Here is a 16,903-nt window from a genome sequence, read left to right on the forward strand (position 1 = left end):
CTTGCAGGCCATCACTTATCGCCCATGTCTTTTGACAAGAGGCTTTGCATGCGATCGACTTCCATCAAATAATATTGCCTTCCGAGTGGCCCGACATCCAGTCGCCCGCCCTCGGTGCCCTGTCGAATGGCATGCAACAGTTCTTGAGCGGCTTCATAATGGCCCGCGCCCGCCATTTCAGCAAACATCTGCATGGCCGAGCTAGCCAACCCATAGCGATTCATTGCTTCCAGATAATACCGCTTCGCTTCTTGCACCTCGCCCATGGCCAGATACAGGCGAGCCCTGTTATAGGCTGTCACACGCAAGAAAAGCGGGGATTTCCTGTATTCCCCACGATCACTCAGCGCGGACATCATATTCAACATCGGCACTCTATATTTCACCAGCCTGGGCTCTGCAACAACAGAATCCACCATTGTCCTCAAACCCGCCACCGCCTGAGCATCAAAGGTCTGCTGTATAAGCAGCCCTATTGCTCGCTCGAAGTCCTCATCCGTGGCCTGCTCGAAATTGACGCGAAGCTGTAACCAGCTCATCGTCATCAAAGAGCTGTCATTCAGCTCTTTGACCGAAGCATCGGCCATGGAAAATGCTTCAGCATATTTCCCCTCGGCAACAAAACGGCCGATCAAATAGGTACGTGCCCTTGCCGAATTCGGATTTTTCATGGCCCAGTAAACCTGCAATTGATCGGCATCGCCCCAGAGTTTACTGCGCTGCCAAGTCATACCAGCCAACATGGTCAACAACAACAATGAAACCATGACAGCCAACCAGCGCGTATAGTTTCGACCCAGCCAGTCCACCCCAATAGCCAATGGCAGGAACATGAAAAGAGCTGGAGCATAATTCCGATGCTCGAAATATAACTCCAACCCTATCACCGTGGACTCAATCAAGTGCCCACACAAAAAGAACACCAAAGCCAGCCATACGAAAGGAAGTCGGCGATACAACCATGGCAAAGCCAGAACGACCCCCATCCAAGCAAGCGACGCCCACATTGTGGACACTGGCGTCATGAAATTGCGGGAAACCTCAAAGCCGTCGTGATAGAGACCGCCCCCTTCTATCCTGGGCATCCAGAGTTGCCCCAGGTAGGTCCACATGATGCGAGTCTCCGAAAGCAGCCTCTCTAACTGATTGAAAGGACGATTCGGCCATATATCGGGCCTAAAATCCACGTGCCTTGCCAAGAATAACAAAACAACCAAGGATGGCAAACCCAATAAAATAGCCAGCCAGACTTTATTGATCGGCGCCCCGACATTCATTCGCCGAATAAACACCTCAACAACCAACAGAAGCAGTGGCAAAAGCGCGCCATTTTCTTTGGACAGCAATGCCAGCAGGGTTCCCGCCCCCGCACTGACAGACATCATGGCGTAAGCAGCCCATGGATGGTGCCTGTCAGGCTGTGCAAGCCACATCCGGCCTTTCAAATAGCCAACCATTCCGGCAAGCATGAACAGGCAACTCAATATTGCCATCCGCTGCACAACATACAGCGTGGTCGATACCCAATAGGGGTGTAGCATCCATAGACCGGCTGCCAGCAAAGCAACCCATGCCGCACGCTGCTCCCGAAAATCCAAGACAAGCAGCATCAAATATGCTGCCCATGCCAGCAGCAAACCGCAAATCAGGTGCAGGCACAGATTGGTGTATTTGAATGACCAGGCCACGCTCGGCCATGCGTTGTCATTGATCAGAAAGCTGAGCAATGACAATGGCCGCCCCGTTGGCCCGGAAAAGCCATTCAGCGCATAAGATTTGAAAGAATTCCAATCCTTGACACCTCCTTGGTCTCCAAGGGCTTTCAGGTTCGGAAAATCATCGAACAGAAACCCACCGCCGAGGCCTGAAAAATATGCACCAATACCGGCCAAAACCAAGAATACCAGGAACAGGGCTGGGTGGATACTTTTCTTCATTTCAACACAAGTCCGTACCTTATCACGCAGAAAATCTGATCAAAGATCCGGAACTTATCATTCTTTCAGGTCATAAAGATAAGTTCTTCAAATAAAAACGCCCTGCGATGCAGGGCGTTTTCAAACCGTTCAGATGAAGATTACTGACGGCACTCGGCAGGTGCGTACTTGTAATTGGCAGCCGTAGGCGTCCGGCACACCCAGTTGATGGTGCCTGCGGTGGTGGTCGGGGAGAACGTCAGCACAACACCTTTAGCTGCAGCCGTACCCGTGACCGTGATGAGACCGGTGTTAGCAGTACACGCCAAGGACGCCGTATTCTTGGTGGCAGTACTAAACGTATTGACACCGGCACACGGATCATCTGCGGGATTGTTGGCCAGGTTTTCGCTGACCGTGGCCTTGGCGCCAGACCCCATGATGGCGAGTTCGGAGACACGCGAGCGGACGGTGTAGTCCTGATAGGCCGGCAGGGCCACGGCAGCCAGAATACCGATGATGGCCACCACGATCATCAGTTCGATCAGGGTGAAGCCCTTTTGCAGGGAACGCTTCATGGAAAACTCCTTGGAGAGGGTTGAAAACTAGACGTTGAGATTGATGCAGATGCCGTGCCAGCCCAAACTGCGCCTGTTTTTGCGGTCTTTTTCACGCTTCGCGCGCCAGGGTGACACTTTGTGACGCTCAGCAGGCTCAAGCAGGGTGACATTTTTTGTCAGCCCGCTTTGCGGCGACCGGTTTTGTCACTCCCAGCTCGCTCGGGTTAGGTATACGTGCCCAAGGGCATAGAACCTCGCCCCTGGGTTCCCGCCTGCGCGGGAACGACGGCCCGGGCGGGTGCTGCGGGATGCGGTGGGCAATCAGGCGCCAGTAGCGGGAGGCTCGGGAGCACACAGGCCCACTTCTGAGCGCGACCCAAAGCTCAAAGCTCAAAGCTCAAAGCTCAAAGCTCAAAGCTCAAAGCTCAAAGCTCAAAGCTCAAAGCTCATGCCGGCCGCCAGCCAGCGGATGTCGTGCCGAGCTTCGCTGTCACCATCAGGCATGGCGTCGAAGCGGGCAATTTCTTCCATGATCAGCCCGGTTTCGGCCGGCTTGGTGTGGGTGATGTAGATGGGGTAGGCGTTGCGGCGGGCGATCTGGTCGAGTTCGGCGGCCAGCGTGCTGGGGGCCAGGTGCAGGCTGCGTCGCGCCAGGTCGCGCTCGCGGTCGCTGAAAGCGGTTTCGATCACGAGCATGGCCACCGGCAGGTCGTTCACCCGTGCCCAGAAAGCGGGGTTGCGTTCGGTATCGCCACTGAACACCCAGTGCCCTTGCGGCGCCGCCACCGCGTAGCCGACAGCGGGTACGGTGTGCACGGCCGGCAGCGCCTCCACGGTTTTGCCGGCCACGGTGAAGATTTGCCCGACCTGAATGGGCACGAAGCGCATGAGCGGCGCCTGTGCATTGGGAATGACCGCGAAGTTGGGCCAGATGACGTTGTTGAAGACGTGCGCCTCCAGGGCCGCAATCGTTGCGGGCAGGGCGTGCACCTGCAGCGGCCCCAGTCCAGCGGCCAGGCGGCGCGAAGCCACAGCGTCGAGCATCAACGGCAGGCTGGCCACATGGTCCAGATGCGAGTGCGTGAGCAGCACATGGCGGATGCGCAGCATGTCGTCCAGGGCCAGATCCCCCACGCCCGTGCCGGCGTCAACGAGCACGTCGTCGTCGAGCAGAAACGACGTGGTGCGGCAGCCTTGTGCAATGGCGCCCGAGCATCCAAGAACTTTGACCCTCATCAATCGACCTGTGTATTCCCCCACACACCCGGGCCACATGGCCGGGCGTTCCGGTGTGTTTGTCGCCTACTTGGTGGCGAACGTGGTGATGCCGTCCCAACCGGTGTCGGGAGGGCTGATCCGTGCAGAGGCTACCCGGTCGGCCCAGACCCGGTAAAGGACTTTTTTCTCGTTCATGCGCTGCAGGCGTTCCAGAACTGTTTCACAGGCGATCCAGTCGCGCGCACGCCACGCCTGCTGAAAGTCTGACCAGAGTCGAAGTTCTTCCCGCAGCGCGGGGGTGACGGCGTCGGCCACGCACAGTGGGGTCCAGATGTTCACCGCGAGGGCCTTGCCTTTGACACGGACGAAGTCGATGGGTTGCCAGCACAGGTCCTGTACCTGCGCCTGCGTCGCTTCGCTGGCCACGATGGCAACCCCGTACTCGCGCGACAGGCTTTCGAGCCGCGCGGCCAAGTTGACCGCATCGCCGATCACGGTGTAGCTGCGGCGCAGGTCCGAGCCCATGTCGCCCACACACATGGCACCCGTGTTCAGCCCCACCCCCACGCCGATCAGGGGCAGACCAGCCTGGGCATGCCGGGCATTGATGTCGTCAATGGCGCGCAGCATGTCCAGCGCGGCTTCGGTCGCGCGCTGCGCATGGTCGGGCATGTCGACCGGCGCGCCCCAGAAGGCCATGACGCAGTCGCCCATGTATTTGTCGATCGTGCCCTGGTGGGCCCGGATGACCTGCGACAGGCGGCTGAAGACCCCATTGAGCAGCGCCTGCAGGCGCAGCGGGTCCATGCCTTCGGCAATCTGGGTAAAGCCCCGCATGTCGCAGAACATGACCGTCATTTCGCGCGTGCTGGCAGCCATGCTGTAGCTGTCAGGGTCCTTGACCATCTCGTCGACCAGTTCGGGGGGCACGTAGGTACCGAACAGTTGGGCCAGTTCCCGCTTGGCGCGGGTTTCGATGAGGTAGCCGTAGCTCATGTTCAGCGCCACGGCGAAGGCGGCCATCACCAGGGTGGTCGCCAGGGGCAGCACCAGTCCGTTGGCGGTGTAGAACAGCGTATTCAGCGCGACCAGCACCAGCAGCACCGCGACACTGAGCCACGCCGCCCTCGCGGCCGACAGCAGGGGCAACACCACCGCCAGCAGCACGCCCACCAGCAGCAGTTGCACCAACTCGAAGCCGGTGGCGTAGTCGGGCCGGACCTTGAGCTCTCCGTCCAGCAGCGCGCTGAGCAGGTTGGCATGCGTTTCGACGCCGGGGTAGGCCTCGCCCACGGGCGTCACGCGCAAGTCCATGAGACCGGGGGCGGTGGTCCCCAGCAACACGATGCGCCCGCGCAACTCGCCTGGGGCCAGGCGCCCATTGAGCAGGTCCGTGGCCGACACATAGCGGTACGAGCCCCCTTCGGGGCCTCCGCTCCCTCGAAAAGGCACCAAGGCCGCCACCCGCTGGTCGACCGGGATGTCCAGATGCCGACCGTTCTTGACCAGGCGCACGCTCTTGAGCGCCAGGTAGTCGGACGAAAGAAAGCGCTCGGGCGGGAAGCCCGGCATCACCGCTGGCCACTGAAGCAACTGCCGGAACATGGCCAGCGCCAGCGACTCGTAGTAGCGCCCCTGGTAGTCGGCCAGCAAAGGCATGGAGCGCACCACCCCATCGGCATCGGTGATCGCGTTGAAAAACCCCGCGCTCCCTGCCGCGGCCGTCAGCGGCGCGATGTTGGCGCCGTAACCATCCCACTGGGTGAACAGGGCCCTGCGCCCCTGCAACGCCGCAGCATCCATCACCGGCGCCGGCAGGACACCGCTGGTGCGCCCACCACGATCGCTGGTGAAGTAGTAGCCCAGCACGGCGGGCCGGTCGCGCAGGGCCGCTGCCAGACGGGCATCGCGATCCAGTTGGCTGCGCAGTGCTTCCACCTGCTGGGCGAAGCCGGGTTGCTGCGCCAGCGGCCCCTCCGCCAGACGTTGCAACTGCTGCAAGCCGGAGCTCTCGTCGGGCTCCGCAAAAACCGTGTCGAACCCCAGCAGGGCAATGCCTTGCTGCTCGAAGAGCACATCCACCAGCCGTGCGACGCGGTCGCGCGGCCAAGGCCAGCGGCCTTCATCGGCCAGGCTTTTTTCGTCGATGTCGACAATGACGATGCGCTCGTCGAGCGTTTGCGGCATGGTCAGCCGCAGCCGGGTGTCATAGAAAATTTCATCCAGCCGCTGCAGTACCGGCATGGGCAACACCCCGACCACGTGCAGCACCGCCAGCAGCAAGGGTATGAACGTGACGCCGATGCGGGCGCCGTGCCGGCGTAGCAGTTGCATGGTTGGCGGGGAAACCGCCACCGGGCGGCGTGCACCCGGCAATGGGGTCAGGACTGGATGAACTGCATCTGCGTACCAGCCAGCTCGATCAGGTCGCCATGGCGCAGCTGGATGGCATCGGTCCCGATCGGGTTGCCGTTGACCGTGGGCTTGGTCGCCCCTTCGACCAAGGCCACCACGTAGCCCTGAGGGCGCCGGGTGATGGCAGCCACCGCCACGCCCGGTTTGCCGATGGTGGTCACCACCTTGACCAGCGGCACTTCACGCCCGGCTGCCGCACCGGACATGACCTTGATCGCGGCATTGCCCACGGGTGCGGGAGACTCCGCGCCGCCAACCACGGCCCCACCCTGGATGACCATGGTCTTTTCGTAGTTGTCCGATGCGCCGTCGTGCACGAACTTGATCTTGTACTTGCCAATTTCGACGGTATCGCCATTTTGCAGTTGCTGCTTCTTGATGGCTTTGCCGTTGACGTAGGTCCCGTTGGTGCTGTTGAGGTCTTCCAGAAACACGTCGGCGCCCGACATCTGCAGCACAGCGTGTTCACCGCTGACCGCGAGGTTGTCAATGACGATGTCGTTGTAGGGACGGCGGCCCAGAGTCGTGCGGTCCTTGGTGAGTTGCACTTCCTTGATGACGACACCATCGATAGAAACGATCATTTTCGGCATGGCCGACTCCTGTGACCCATTCAGTTAATTCTAAAGACCTAGCCATTTCCCAGCATACGCGAAAGCAGGCCACGTCGGACCATCCTGGCCGTCGAATGCACCAGTATGACCGAAATGTTGTCACGCCCCCCCGCTTCGTTGGCCGCCTCGACCAGGGCCCGGCCGCGCTCTTCGAGCGAGCCTGTTTCCAAAAGTATCGCTGCGATGGCGTCATCCGGCACCATGTCGGTGAGACCATCCGAGCAAAACAGGTAGACGTCGTCCACTTCCAGCCGGAATTCGTTGACTTCCAGCAACACTGTGTCTTCGACCCCCAAGGCCCGGGTCACGAGGTTCTTGTGGGTGGCGAATTGCGCCAGTTCGGGCGAAATCAGGCCGGCGTCAATCTGCTCCTGCAACAGCGAATGGTCGCGCGTCAGTTGCTGCAGCGTCTCCCCGCGCAAGCGGTAGCAGCGCGAATCGCCCACATGGCCGATCATGGCCCGGGTGGGCTGGAACACACCCATCACCAGCGTGGTCCCCATGCCGGCGTACTGCGCCTCCGAGTTGGCGGCATTGAAGATGGACCGGTTGGCATTGTCGGTACAGATTTCCATGGCCCGGCGCAGTTCGCGGGCGGTGGCCTCATGCCCGCCTTCGGCAATCCAGCGGCCCAGTTCGGTACGAATGAACGAAGTGGCCATAGCGCTGGCCACTTCACCCGCGTTGTAGCCCCCCATGCCATCGGCCAGCACCACCACGTGATTGTCTGCATCGGTAGACACACAATCTTCGTTGTTCTCCCGGACAAGACCCGGATCGGTCTGGCTGTAATAGGCAAAGTTCATGATGACGGCTTTATAGCCGGATATCGGATTCGGTCCGTACCCAGACCTGTGTTTGTACTGCGGTTTGTGTCGGTGACGCTGCTCCCGGCAAGGCTTCCGTTGCCAGGGCATTGCCAGGCTGCTCTGCTGCAGCGGGCGCCTCTGGTGCCACGGAAGCCGCCCAGCGGGCCAGTGCTTCCGCCAGGTCGCGCCCCCGCTGAGGGCGCAACGCCGGGTCCTTGGCCAGCACCGCAGCCAGCAGTTGGCCCAACCCGGGCGGCAGGTCGGGGCGCAGGCTCGACAGGTCCGGCGCGGGCTGGTTGGCAATCTGGTACATCAGCGCAGCCATCGAATCGGCCTGGAATGGCAAAGACCCCGTCAGCATCTGGAACAGCATCACGCCCAGCGAATAGAGATCGGACCGGCCATCGATCCGGCGCCCCGCGAGCTGCTCGGGCGACATGAAGCTGGGCGTGCCCAGCACCACGCCCGTTTTGGTCCGGCTGGAGCCGGTGACGCGCGCGATGCCGAAATCGGTGACTTTGACCCCGCCGCTCGCCGGGTCGTACATGACATTGCCTGGCTTGACGTCGCGGTGCACCACCTGCTGCTCGTGCGCATGGTCCAGCGCCTGCGCCACGACCTGCCCGATGCGCAACACTTCGGCAGCGGGCAACAGCCGCCCGGGGCGGGTATGCGCCGAGAGATCGTGACCACGCAGGAATTCCATGGCGATGTAAGCCAGGTCGTGCTCCTCGCCAGCGTCGAAAATCGTCACGATGTGCGGGTGCTGCAACCGGCCTGCTGTTTCCGCTTCGCGGAAGAATCGCTCCCGCACCGCCTGCAGTTCCGGGCCTTCAAACTCGGCAGACAACGCCAGGGTCTTGATCGCGACGACCCGGCCAATCGTGGGGTCCTGCCCCTGATAGACCACGCCCATCGCCCCTTTGCCCAGCGCTTTTTCGATGCGGTATCGGCCCAGCATCGGCTTTTCCAGGCCTGCGGTATCCAGCACCAGATTGCCTCCGGGGTGAGCCACCTGCGTGCCCAGCATCAGGCTGTCGTCCAGCCGGCGCACCCGCTCCAGCCGCTCCTGGGTCGCCGAACCCCCGGGCTCCAGCCCGAGCATGTGCTCGTACACCGACTGCGCCTTGCCGAACTGGCGGCGGCGCTCGAAGTCGAGGGCCAATTGGGACAGGTTGGCCATCAGCGCGTCGCTGTGCGGCACGCGTCGGAAGCGGTCGAAGGCCTGATCAGGCTGCCCCTGCCCCAGCAGCGCCAGCCCCATCTGCCGGTTGGTTTCGGCCGACTCGGCGTCGGCACGGCGGGTGCGGGTTTCGGTGACCAGATACCGGCGCGTGGTCAACGCCAGGTAGCCGAACAGCAGCAACAGGGCCGGCAGCACCATCTGGAGCCAGACCGCCTGCCAGGCCAGCAGGCCATATTCCAGACCAAGCAGCCCCACAAAGAGCCCCCCGGACACCCAGGCCCCGCGTGCAGCGCCCCAGCGGGGAAGCACCGCCACCAGATAGACAGCGATCAGCAAAAAGACACCGCCCTCCATACCACCCGCCCAGGCAGGCACCGCGATGAAATGGTTCTGCAGAATGCTGGACGTGACGTGTGCCAGGATGCTGGCCGGAGCCATGGCGGGTGAGATGGGGGAGCTGAACACCGTCCCCACGCCAGCAGCCGTCGCGCCGATGATGACAATCTTGCCGGCGTACTTGCTGGCCGGAATCTGCCCGCTCAGCACGTCGAAAAACGAGTCCTCGCTGAATGCTGGGTGCCCGTTCCGATCCGGATAGAACTGGGGCAGCACCATGGCCCGATCGTCCGTCGGAATCAGCCGCCGGCCCAGGCGCACCCCGACCCCCGGCTCGAACCCCAGGTCGGCGGTGCCAAGATTCAGGCTCCGGGCCGCGGTCACCAGCGCCATGGAAGGCATGGCGTAGCCGTCGAAATGGATCAGCAAAGGTTCCTGCCGCAGCACGCCATCGGAATCCAGCCACTGGTTCAGATGCCCGATGCCAGTCGCCGGCTCGCCGAAGGCCCCCAAAGGCATTTGGGCCGCGATTGCGGGCAGGCCCCAGCCCTGGGTGTCGCTGAGCGCATGACGCTGGCCATAGGCGGCCAGCGGAGCATCCGGCGGCCCTTCGGGCTCTCCCAGCAGGAAAAACGCAGGCAGCACCACATTGCCCGCCGACCGGATGCTGGCCGCCAGCCGCTCATCCCGGTCGAGTGCCGTCTCGCGTTCATTGATGTAGCGGGTCAGCCATTCCTTGGCCACCGGCCCGAGATCGGCCGGCGCATTGCCCTGGATCATTTCCCGCAAACCCCGCAGCGACGGCAACCCCTCGGCGATCTGCGGGTCGAAAAAGAAGGCGGTGTGGGCAATCGTTTTGGCGCCCCCCCCCACCAGCAGGTCGATCATCTGCGCGTGCAGATCACGCGGCCAAGGCCAGCGCCCCACGTTCTCGATGCTGCGGTTGTCGATCGCGATGACGGCAATGCGGTCGCTCGGCGTGCGTCCCGTGTGGGTGCTGCCCAGGTCGTAGAGCCGGCGTTCCAGACCGTCGATCAGGTCGGTACTCACATGCAGCAGCGTCACCACCACCACGATCACGAGCGCGACAAAAGAGCCCGATCGCCAGTAGGTCGATCGGGCCATCTTGCGGGATCGTGGCAGGGGACGAGGGCTCAAGGCAGCATCTACCGGCGCGCAGATTGGTTAAAAACAGTCACAACAAGTCTCATCGGCCGCCTGCCCCAAAAATTCAGCCCAGGCGGGCAGGCATTGTGGGCGACACCGCGTCTCCCGCACCGCCGGCCATACCGGCAAACCGCCAGACGGTCCGAAGCCTGGTGTCAAAGGAAAAAGGGGCAGCGCTCGCGCGCTGCCCCTTCGAGACGGGTACCCGTGGTGTAGCTGCTTACAGCTGGGCCTTGAGCAGCTTGCCCAGCTCGGAAGGGTTGCGCGTCACGACGAAGCCACACTCTTCCATGATGGCGAGCTTGGCATCGGCGGTGTCCGCACCCCCGGAGATCAGCGCGCCGGCGTGGCCCATGCGCTTGCCGGGAGGGGCGGTGACGCCAGCGATGAAGCCGACGATCGGCTTCTTCATGTTGGCCTTGCACCATTGGGCAGCGTCGGCTTCGTCCGGACCACCGATCTCACCGATCATGATGACGGCGTCGGTGTCTGGATCGTCGTTGAAGGCCTTCATCACGTCGATGTGCTTGAGGCCGTTGATGGGGTCGCCACCAATGCCCACAGCGCTCGACTGGCCCAGGCCGACTTCGGTCAGCATGGCCACGGCTTCATAGGTCAGCGTGCCGGAGCGCGAGACCACGCCGATGCGGCCCTTGCGGTGGATGTGACCGGGCATGATGCCGATCTTGATCTCGTCAGGCGTGATCAGGCCGGGGCAGTTGGGGCCCAGCAGCAAGGTCTTCTTGCCGCCGGCAGCTTCCTTGGCCTTCATCTTGTTGCGCACCATCAGCATGTCCTTGACCGGAATGCCTTCGGTGATACAGATCGCCATGTCGAGGTCGGCTTCGACAGCTTCCCAGATCGCGTCAGCGGCGCCTGCGGGCGGCACGTAGATCACCGACACGGTGGCGCCAGTCTGTTGGGCGGCTTCCTTGACGGAGGCGTAGATCGGGATATTGAAGATCGACTCGCCCGCCTTCTTGGGGTTCACGCCTGCCACGAAGCAGTTCTTGCCGTTCGCGTATTCCTGGCACTTTTCGGTGTGGAACTGGCCGGTCTTGCCCGTGATGCCTTGGGTGATGACCTTGGTGTCTTTGTTGATGTAGATCGACATGAGTGTTCTCCGGGCTTACTTGACGGCGGCGACGATCTTCGTCGCGGCTTCGGCCATGGTGTCGGCAGCGATGATGGGCAGGCCGGATTCGGCCAGCATCTTCTTGCCCAGCTCTTCGTTCGTGCCCTTCATGCGCACGACCAGCGGCACGTTCAGGTTCACGGCCTTGCAGGCGGTGATCACGCCGGTGGCGATGGTGTCGCACTTCATGATGCCGCCGAAGATGTTCACCAGGATGCCTTCGACCTTGGGGTTCTTCAGCATGATCTTGAAGGCTTCGGTGACCTTCTCGGGGGTGGCGCCGCCGCCCACGTCGAGGAAGTTGGCCGGCTCGCCGCCGAACAGCTTGATCGTGTCCATGGTGGCCATGGCCAGGCCAGCGCCGTTGACCAGGCAGCCGATGTTGCCGTCCAGGCTGATGTAGGCCAGGTCGAACTTGGAGGCCTCGATTTCAGCCGGGTCTTCTTCGTCCAGATCGCGGAAGGCCACGATTTCGGGATGGCGGAACAGCGCGTTGGCGTCGAAGTTGAACTTCGCGTCCAGAGCCATCAGGTTGCCCTTGGAATCGCAATTCAGGGGGTTGATCTCGACCAGCGACGCGTCGGTGTCCATGTAGCACTTGTAGATCTTGGCGAAGATGTCCACCGCCTGGTCCACGGAAGCGCCGGTCAGACCGATGGCCGCAGCGACCTTGCGCGACTGCGCTTCGGTGATGCCAGTCAGCGGATCGATCATCTCGGTGACGATCTTTTCGGGCGTGGAATGGGCCACTTCCTCGATGTCCATGCCGCCTTCGCTGGAAGCGATCAGGGCCACCTTCTGCGTGGCGCGGTCGGTGACCAGCGACACATACAGCTCGTTCTTGATGTCGGCGCCATCTTCAATGTAGAGGCGGCGGACCTTCTGGCCTTCGGGGCCGGTCTGGTGCGTGACCAGTTGCATGCCCAGGATGTCGCTGGCGCGCGCCTTGACGTCATCGATCGTCTTCGCCACTTTCACGCCACCGCCCTTGCCGCGGCCACCGGCATGGATCTGGGCCTTCACCACCCAGACCGGACCACCCAGCTTCTGGGCGGCTTCCACGGCTTCTTGCACCGTGAACGCGGGAATGCCGCGCGGCACCGGCACACCGAACTGACGCAAGATTTCCTTGCCTTGGTATTCGTGAATCTTCATGAGGTCTCTCTCAGACTGAAGGGGTTTTTATTGCCGGCCCGAAGGGGACGAGGCCGGTGCGCAGGCTCTGGACACAGCAACCGGTGAATGTATCATGGTGCGACGCACCAATCCGGTGAGCGTGACCTTGCACACGCGCGCCTTCGTGCGTAATACATAATTATAAAAGCCTCCCTGAACCCCAACTGACAAGGTTGTTTCCCCATGGCCCAGGTATTCATCGACGGCGAAGCCGGCACCACCGGCCTGCAGATCCGCGAACGGTTGCAGCAGATGCCCACCGTCCAGCTGCTGAGCATCGATCCCGCCCGTCGCAAGAACCCTGAAGCCAAGCGCGAACTCATGGCACAGGCGGATCTGGTCGTGCTGTGCCTGCATGACGACGCCGCCATCGAATCGGTGGCCATGATCGACAGCCTCGATGGCCGGCGGCCACGCATCATCGATGCGTCCACCGCCCACCGCTGCGCCGACGGCTGGACCTACGGGTTCCCCGAACTGCATGCCGGCCAGAAGGCCGCCGTGCAGGCCGCCGAGCGCGTTGCCAATCCGGGGTGTTACGCCACCGGTGCCATTGCCCTGTTGCGCCCCTTGGTCGACGCCGGTCTGCTGCCCCCGGACTTTCCCGTGGCGCTGCCTTCGGTCAGCGGTTATTCGGGCGGCGGCCGCAGCATGATCGAAGCCTATGAAAAAGGCGAGGCCCCGCTGCACGAAGCCTATGCGCTCGGCCTGACCCACAAACATCTGCCGGAGATCATGCGCTACACCGGCATACAACGCCGCCCGCTGTTCACGCCGGCCGTTGGCAACTTCCGCCAGGGCATGCTGGTGCAATTGCCCCTGCATCTGGACGAGCTGCCCGGTCGCCCCAAAGCGAGCGACCTGCACGATGCCCTGGTGGCGCATTACGCCCCCAGCCGCGCCGAAGGCGGTTGGGTGAGCGTGGAACCCGCCACCGACAGCGGCAAGCTGGACGCCACGGCGCTCAACGACACCAACCAGCTGGAGCTGCGCGTCTTCGCCAACGAAATCCACCGCCACGCGGTGCTGATCGCCCGCCTGGACAACCTGGGCAAGGGCGCCAGCGGTGCGGCGGTGCAGAACCTGCAGCTCATGCTCGGGCTGTAACCCGGCACCAGTCGCCGCTCGCCTTCAGAAAGCACAGCCTTGCCGGCCAGTGCCGGCGGGGCCAGCCTCGGATCGGACTCACCGCCTGGCCCGCCTGCCGATCAGTCCTCCTCGTCGCCGCCCGTCACGACGCGGCGGATCGCTTCGGTGCCAAAACCGCGCGAGGCCAGGAAGCGCATCTGCCTAGCACGCCCCGCGGCGTCGGCCGCCGCTTCGCCGAACTTTTTGCGCCAGACTTCGCGGGCACGCGCCACCTCGGTGCCGCGCAGTGCCTCCACCGCCTCGGCCACCGCTGCGGCACCGATGCCTTTGGCCTGCAGTTCCTGCTTGACACGGCCAGCCCCCAGACGCGCAGCACGGCGGTGCAGCACCGAGTCGACCACGCGCTGCTCGTTGATGAAGCCTTTGGCCTCCAGCTCGTCCAGCGCCCGCTGCAGTTCGCCTTCCTCGACTTCGTGGGCCGCCAGCTTTTTCTCCAGCTCGGCGCGCGAATGTTCGCGGCCGGCCAGCAGCCGCAGTGCGCGGCCCTTGAGCGAAAGCGTCTCGAAACCCACGGGAGGCCGCCTTATTCGGCCGCCTCGGTGTCGGCAGCCGCCTTGCCCTTGCGGCCCTTGGCCGGCGCCGCCTCTTCGGGCGCCCCATCAACCGGCAGCAGCGGCACACCCAGCGCTTCGCGCACCTTGTTCTCGATTTCCACGCGCAGGTCCGGGTTCTCTTTGAGGAACTCGCGCGCGTTGTCGCGGCCCTGGCCGATCTTCTCGCCACCGTAGGCGTACCAGGCGCCGGATTTTTCGATCGCCTTGTGCACCACCCCGAGGTCCAGGATCTCGCCCTCGCGGCTGATGCCTTCCCCGAACAGGATGTCGAATTCGGCCGTCTTGAACGGGGGCGCGACCTTGTTCTTGACCACCTTGACCTTGGTTTCGTTACCGATGGCCTCTTCGCCCTTCTTGATCGTGCCGGTGCGGCGGATGTCCAGGCGCACCGAGGCGTAGAACTTGAGCGCGTTGCCCCCGGTGGTGGTTTCGGGGCTGCCGAACATCACGCCGATCTTCATGCGGATCTGGTTGATGAAGATCACCGTGCAGTTGGTCTTCTTGATGGTAGCGGTGAGCTTGCGCAGCGCCTGGCTCATCAGGCGCGCCTGCAGGCCGGGCAGTTGATCGCCCATTTCGCCTTCGATTTCCGCCTTGGGCGTGAGCGCGGCCACCGAGTCGACGACAACCAGATCGACCGCGCCGGAGCGCACCAGCGAATCGACGATTTCCAGCGCCTGCTCGCCGGTGTCGGGCTGGCTGATGAGCAGCTCCGGCAGCTCGACCCCCAGCTTCTGGGCGTACTGCACGTCCAGCGCGTGTTCCGCGTCGACGAAGGCGCAGGTGCCACCGAGCTTCTGCATTTCGGCGATGACCTGCAGCGTCAGCGTGGTCTTGCCCGACGATTCCGGGCCGTAGATCTCGATCACGCGGCCACGCGGCAGACCGCCAACGCCGAGCGCGATGTCCAGGCCCAGCGAGCCGGTGGAGACGACCTGGATGTCCTCGATCTGCTCGCCTTCGCCGAGCTTCATGATCGTGCCCTTGCCGAACTGCTTTTCGATCTGGGCCAGCGCGGCCTGCAAGGCCTTGGCCTTTTCGCTGTTGAGGGCGTTGTTCTTCACGGCGGCGTCCATGGAAATGCTCCTGTGCGGGGATTGAAATGGGGAGGCACCGTGGCTTGTTTTTTCATACAGGCTGGATGCTTGAACAGGAGTTTATCGAGGAATACCTGTTTAATTTCAGGATTTTTGGTCAGTTTGCCTTACTATTTGAACCGTGAGCATTGAGCAGCCCAGCCCGACCGAACTCGACGACCGCTGGCGCGCCAGCCACCTGGGCCGGCTGCTGGGCGAAGCGTTGCGGCGCTTCGACGAACGCGTGCTGCACCTGATGGCGCACAACCCGCATGTGCCGCTGGCACTGTCGAACCTGGCGGCGCGGCAGCAGGTGGGTGCCGCGCACATCCACATCACCCGCCACCTGGCCTTGCAGGGCTCGCGCCTGACCGAACTTGCGGCCAGTGCCGGCATGAGCAAACAGGCCATGGGCACCCTGGTGGACCAGTGCGAAGCCTGGGACCTGGTGCGGCGCGAGCCCGACCCGCTGGACGCCCGCGCCCGCCGCATCGTCTTCACCGCCACGGGCCTGCTGTGGCTGGCGGCCTTCCGACAGGCGGTGGCCCAGGCGGAAGCCGAATTCCGCGCCCTCGTCGGCCCCGAGGTGGCCACGGTCGTGACCCTCGGTCTGGAGGCCTACCGGACCTGATCGGTCCGCCAATACCCCAGTTTTTTGATCGGCATTTGCCCACAGCGTCACAGGGCAGGGCTACGATTGATTCCGTAATGAATCAACGTTTCATTAGTAAACCAATCGCACCGCCATGAACGCTTCCTCCACCGCCTCCGCTTCCCATGTGCCCGCGATCGAGTTCATCGGCGTGGACAAGCGTTTCCCTGGCCGCAACGGCGCGCCCGACGTGCTCGCCGCCCGCGACGTCAACCTGTCGATCGCACAGGGCGAGGTGGTCTCCATCATCGGGCCTTCCGGCTGTGGCAAGAGCACGCTGCTGAACATGGGCGCCGGCCTGTCCAGACCGTCGGCGGGCACGGTGAAGGTGGGTGGCGAGGTGGTGGCCGGGCCGAACATGCACGTGGCCTTCATGCTGCAGAAGGACCTGCTGATGCCCTGGCGCACCATCGCGCAGAACGTGGAATTCGGCCTGGAGCTGCGCGGTGTGAAGGCTGCCGAGCGGCGCGCCATCTCGACCCGTCTGCTGGCCCAGTGCCACCTCAAAGGCTTCGAGGGCCATTACCCCAACCAGCTCTCGGGCGGCATGCGCCAGCGCGCCGCCATGGCCCGCACGCTGGCGGTCGACCCGCTGGTGCTGCTGATGGACGAACCCTTCTCCGCTCTGGACGCCCAGACCAAGATGATCCTGCAGCAGGACCTGGCCCGCACCGTCAAGGAAAACGGCAAGACCGTGCTGTTCATCACCCACGATCTGGCCGAGGGCGTGGCCCTGTCGGACCGCATCCTGGTGATGAGCGAGCGCCCCGGCACCATCGTCGAGGAGATCGTGGTCGACATCCCGGACCGCGACAACCCCATGCAGCGCCGCAAGCACGCCGACGTGGGCGACTACGTGGCGCGCCTGATGGACCTGCTCAAGCTCGACGCCAACGCCGACGTGCACTGAATCCCCCTCCCTCCCCTCTCCGTTCCCACC

General features: G+C 63.1%; 14 protein-coding genes. 3 read left to right on the forward strand and 11 right to left on the reverse strand.

What is annotated here, in order from left to right; translation table 11 throughout:
• Positions 1 to 11 precede the first annotated feature (11 nt).
• The 9 genes from L0977_RS07430 to sucC form a co-directional block, all read right to left on the reverse strand.
• Positions 12 to 1,937 (reverse strand): tetratricopeptide repeat protein, encoded by a 1,926-nt coding sequence (locus L0977_RS07430; RefSeq protein WP_234264223.1) that lies wholly within the window; start codon positions 1,935 to 1,937, stop codon positions 12 to 14.
• A gap of 140 nt (positions 1,938 to 2,077) precedes the next feature.
• Positions 2,078 to 2,494 carry a pilin gene (locus L0977_RS07435; RefSeq protein ID WP_326491057.1) on the reverse strand — a complete coding sequence of 139 codons (417 nt, stop codon included), beginning with the start codon at positions 2,492 to 2,494 and terminating at the stop codon, positions 2,078 to 2,080.
• Positions 2,495 to 2,908: 414 nt separating this feature from the next.
• Positions 2,909 to 3,712, reverse strand: a complete 804-nt coding sequence (locus L0977_RS07445) for a 3',5'-cyclic-nucleotide phosphodiesterase (protein WP_234264224.1) — start codon at positions 3,710 to 3,712, stop codon at positions 2,909 to 2,911.
• A 66-nt stretch (positions 3,713 to 3,778) separates the two neighbouring features.
• Positions 3,779 to 6,028 (reverse strand): CHASE2 domain-containing protein, encoded by a 2,250-nt coding sequence (locus L0977_RS07450; protein WP_234264225.1) that lies wholly within the window; start codon positions 6,026 to 6,028, stop codon positions 3,779 to 3,781.
• A 47-nt stretch (positions 6,029 to 6,075) separates the two neighbouring features.
• Entirely contained in the window at positions 6,076 to 6,702 is a 627-nt protein-coding gene (locus L0977_RS07455; RefSeq protein ID WP_234264226.1) for an FHA domain-containing protein, read from the reverse strand.
• Positions 6,703 to 6,740: 38 nt separating this feature from the next.
• Positions 6,741 to 7,529, reverse strand: a complete 789-nt coding sequence (locus L0977_RS07460; protein WP_234264227.1) for a Stp1/IreP family PP2C-type Ser/Thr phosphatase — start codon at positions 7,527 to 7,529, stop codon at positions 6,741 to 6,743.
• Between the two features lie 10 nt (positions 7,530 to 7,539).
• Complete coding sequence (locus L0977_RS07465; RefSeq protein WP_234264228.1) at positions 7,540 to 10,179, reverse strand: CHASE2 domain-containing serine/threonine-protein kinase; 2,640 nt, start codon at positions 10,177 to 10,179, stop codon at positions 7,540 to 7,542.
• Between the two features lie 262 nt (positions 10,180 to 10,441).
• A complete protein-coding gene (sucD, locus tag L0977_RS07470) occupies positions 10,442 to 11,335 on the reverse strand; it encodes a succinate--CoA ligase subunit alpha (protein ID WP_234264229.1) in 894 nt (297 codons plus the stop codon).
• Between the two features lie 15 nt (positions 11,336 to 11,350).
• Complete coding sequence (sucC, locus tag L0977_RS07475) at positions 11,351 to 12,511, reverse strand: ADP-forming succinate--CoA ligase subunit beta (protein ID WP_234264230.1); 1,161 nt, start codon at positions 12,509 to 12,511, stop codon at positions 11,351 to 11,353.
• A 204-nt stretch (positions 12,512 to 12,715) separates the two neighbouring features.
• On the opposite strand from sucC, the gene argC reads away from it, so the two are divergent.
• Positions 12,716 to 13,639 carry an N-acetyl-gamma-glutamyl-phosphate reductase gene (argC, locus tag L0977_RS07480; RefSeq protein WP_234264231.1) on the forward strand — a complete coding sequence of 308 codons (924 nt, stop codon included), beginning with the start codon at positions 12,716 to 12,718 and terminating at the stop codon, positions 13,637 to 13,639.
• Positions 13,640 to 13,740: 101 nt separating this feature from the next.
• Here the strand turns inward: argC and recX are convergent, their stop codons facing one another.
• On the reverse strand, positions 13,741 to 14,193 hold the full coding sequence (recX, locus tag L0977_RS07485) for a recombination regulator RecX (protein ID WP_234264232.1): 453 nt from the start codon (positions 14,191 to 14,193) through the stop codon (positions 13,741 to 13,743).
• An 11-nt stretch (positions 14,194 to 14,204) separates the two neighbouring features.
• Positions 14,205 to 15,311, reverse strand: coding sequence for a recombinase RecA (gene recA, locus L0977_RS07490; protein ID WP_234264233.1), 1,107 nt, complete (start codon positions 15,309 to 15,311; stop codon positions 14,205 to 14,207).
• 142 nt (positions 15,312 to 15,453) lie between these two features.
• Here recA and L0977_RS07495 point away from each other — a divergent pair, with 142 nt between their 5' ends.
• Both L0977_RS07495 and L0977_RS07500 read left to right on the forward strand, forming a co-directional pair.
• Positions 15,454 to 15,942, forward strand: a complete 489-nt coding sequence (locus L0977_RS07495) for a MarR family winged helix-turn-helix transcriptional regulator (RefSeq protein ID WP_234264234.1) — start codon at positions 15,454 to 15,456, stop codon at positions 15,940 to 15,942.
• Between the two features lie 115 nt (positions 15,943 to 16,057).
• Entirely contained in the window at positions 16,058 to 16,873 is an 816-nt protein-coding gene (locus L0977_RS07500; protein ID WP_234264235.1) for an ABC transporter ATP-binding protein, read from the forward strand.
• Positions 16,874 to 16,903 lie beyond the last annotated feature (30 nt).

This window comes from Hydrogenophaga sp. NFH-34 (assembly GCF_021401345.1).
In the GTDB taxonomy this organism is placed as follows: domain Bacteria; phylum Pseudomonadota; class Gammaproteobacteria; order Burkholderiales; family Burkholderiaceae_C; genus Hydrogenophaga; species Hydrogenophaga electricum.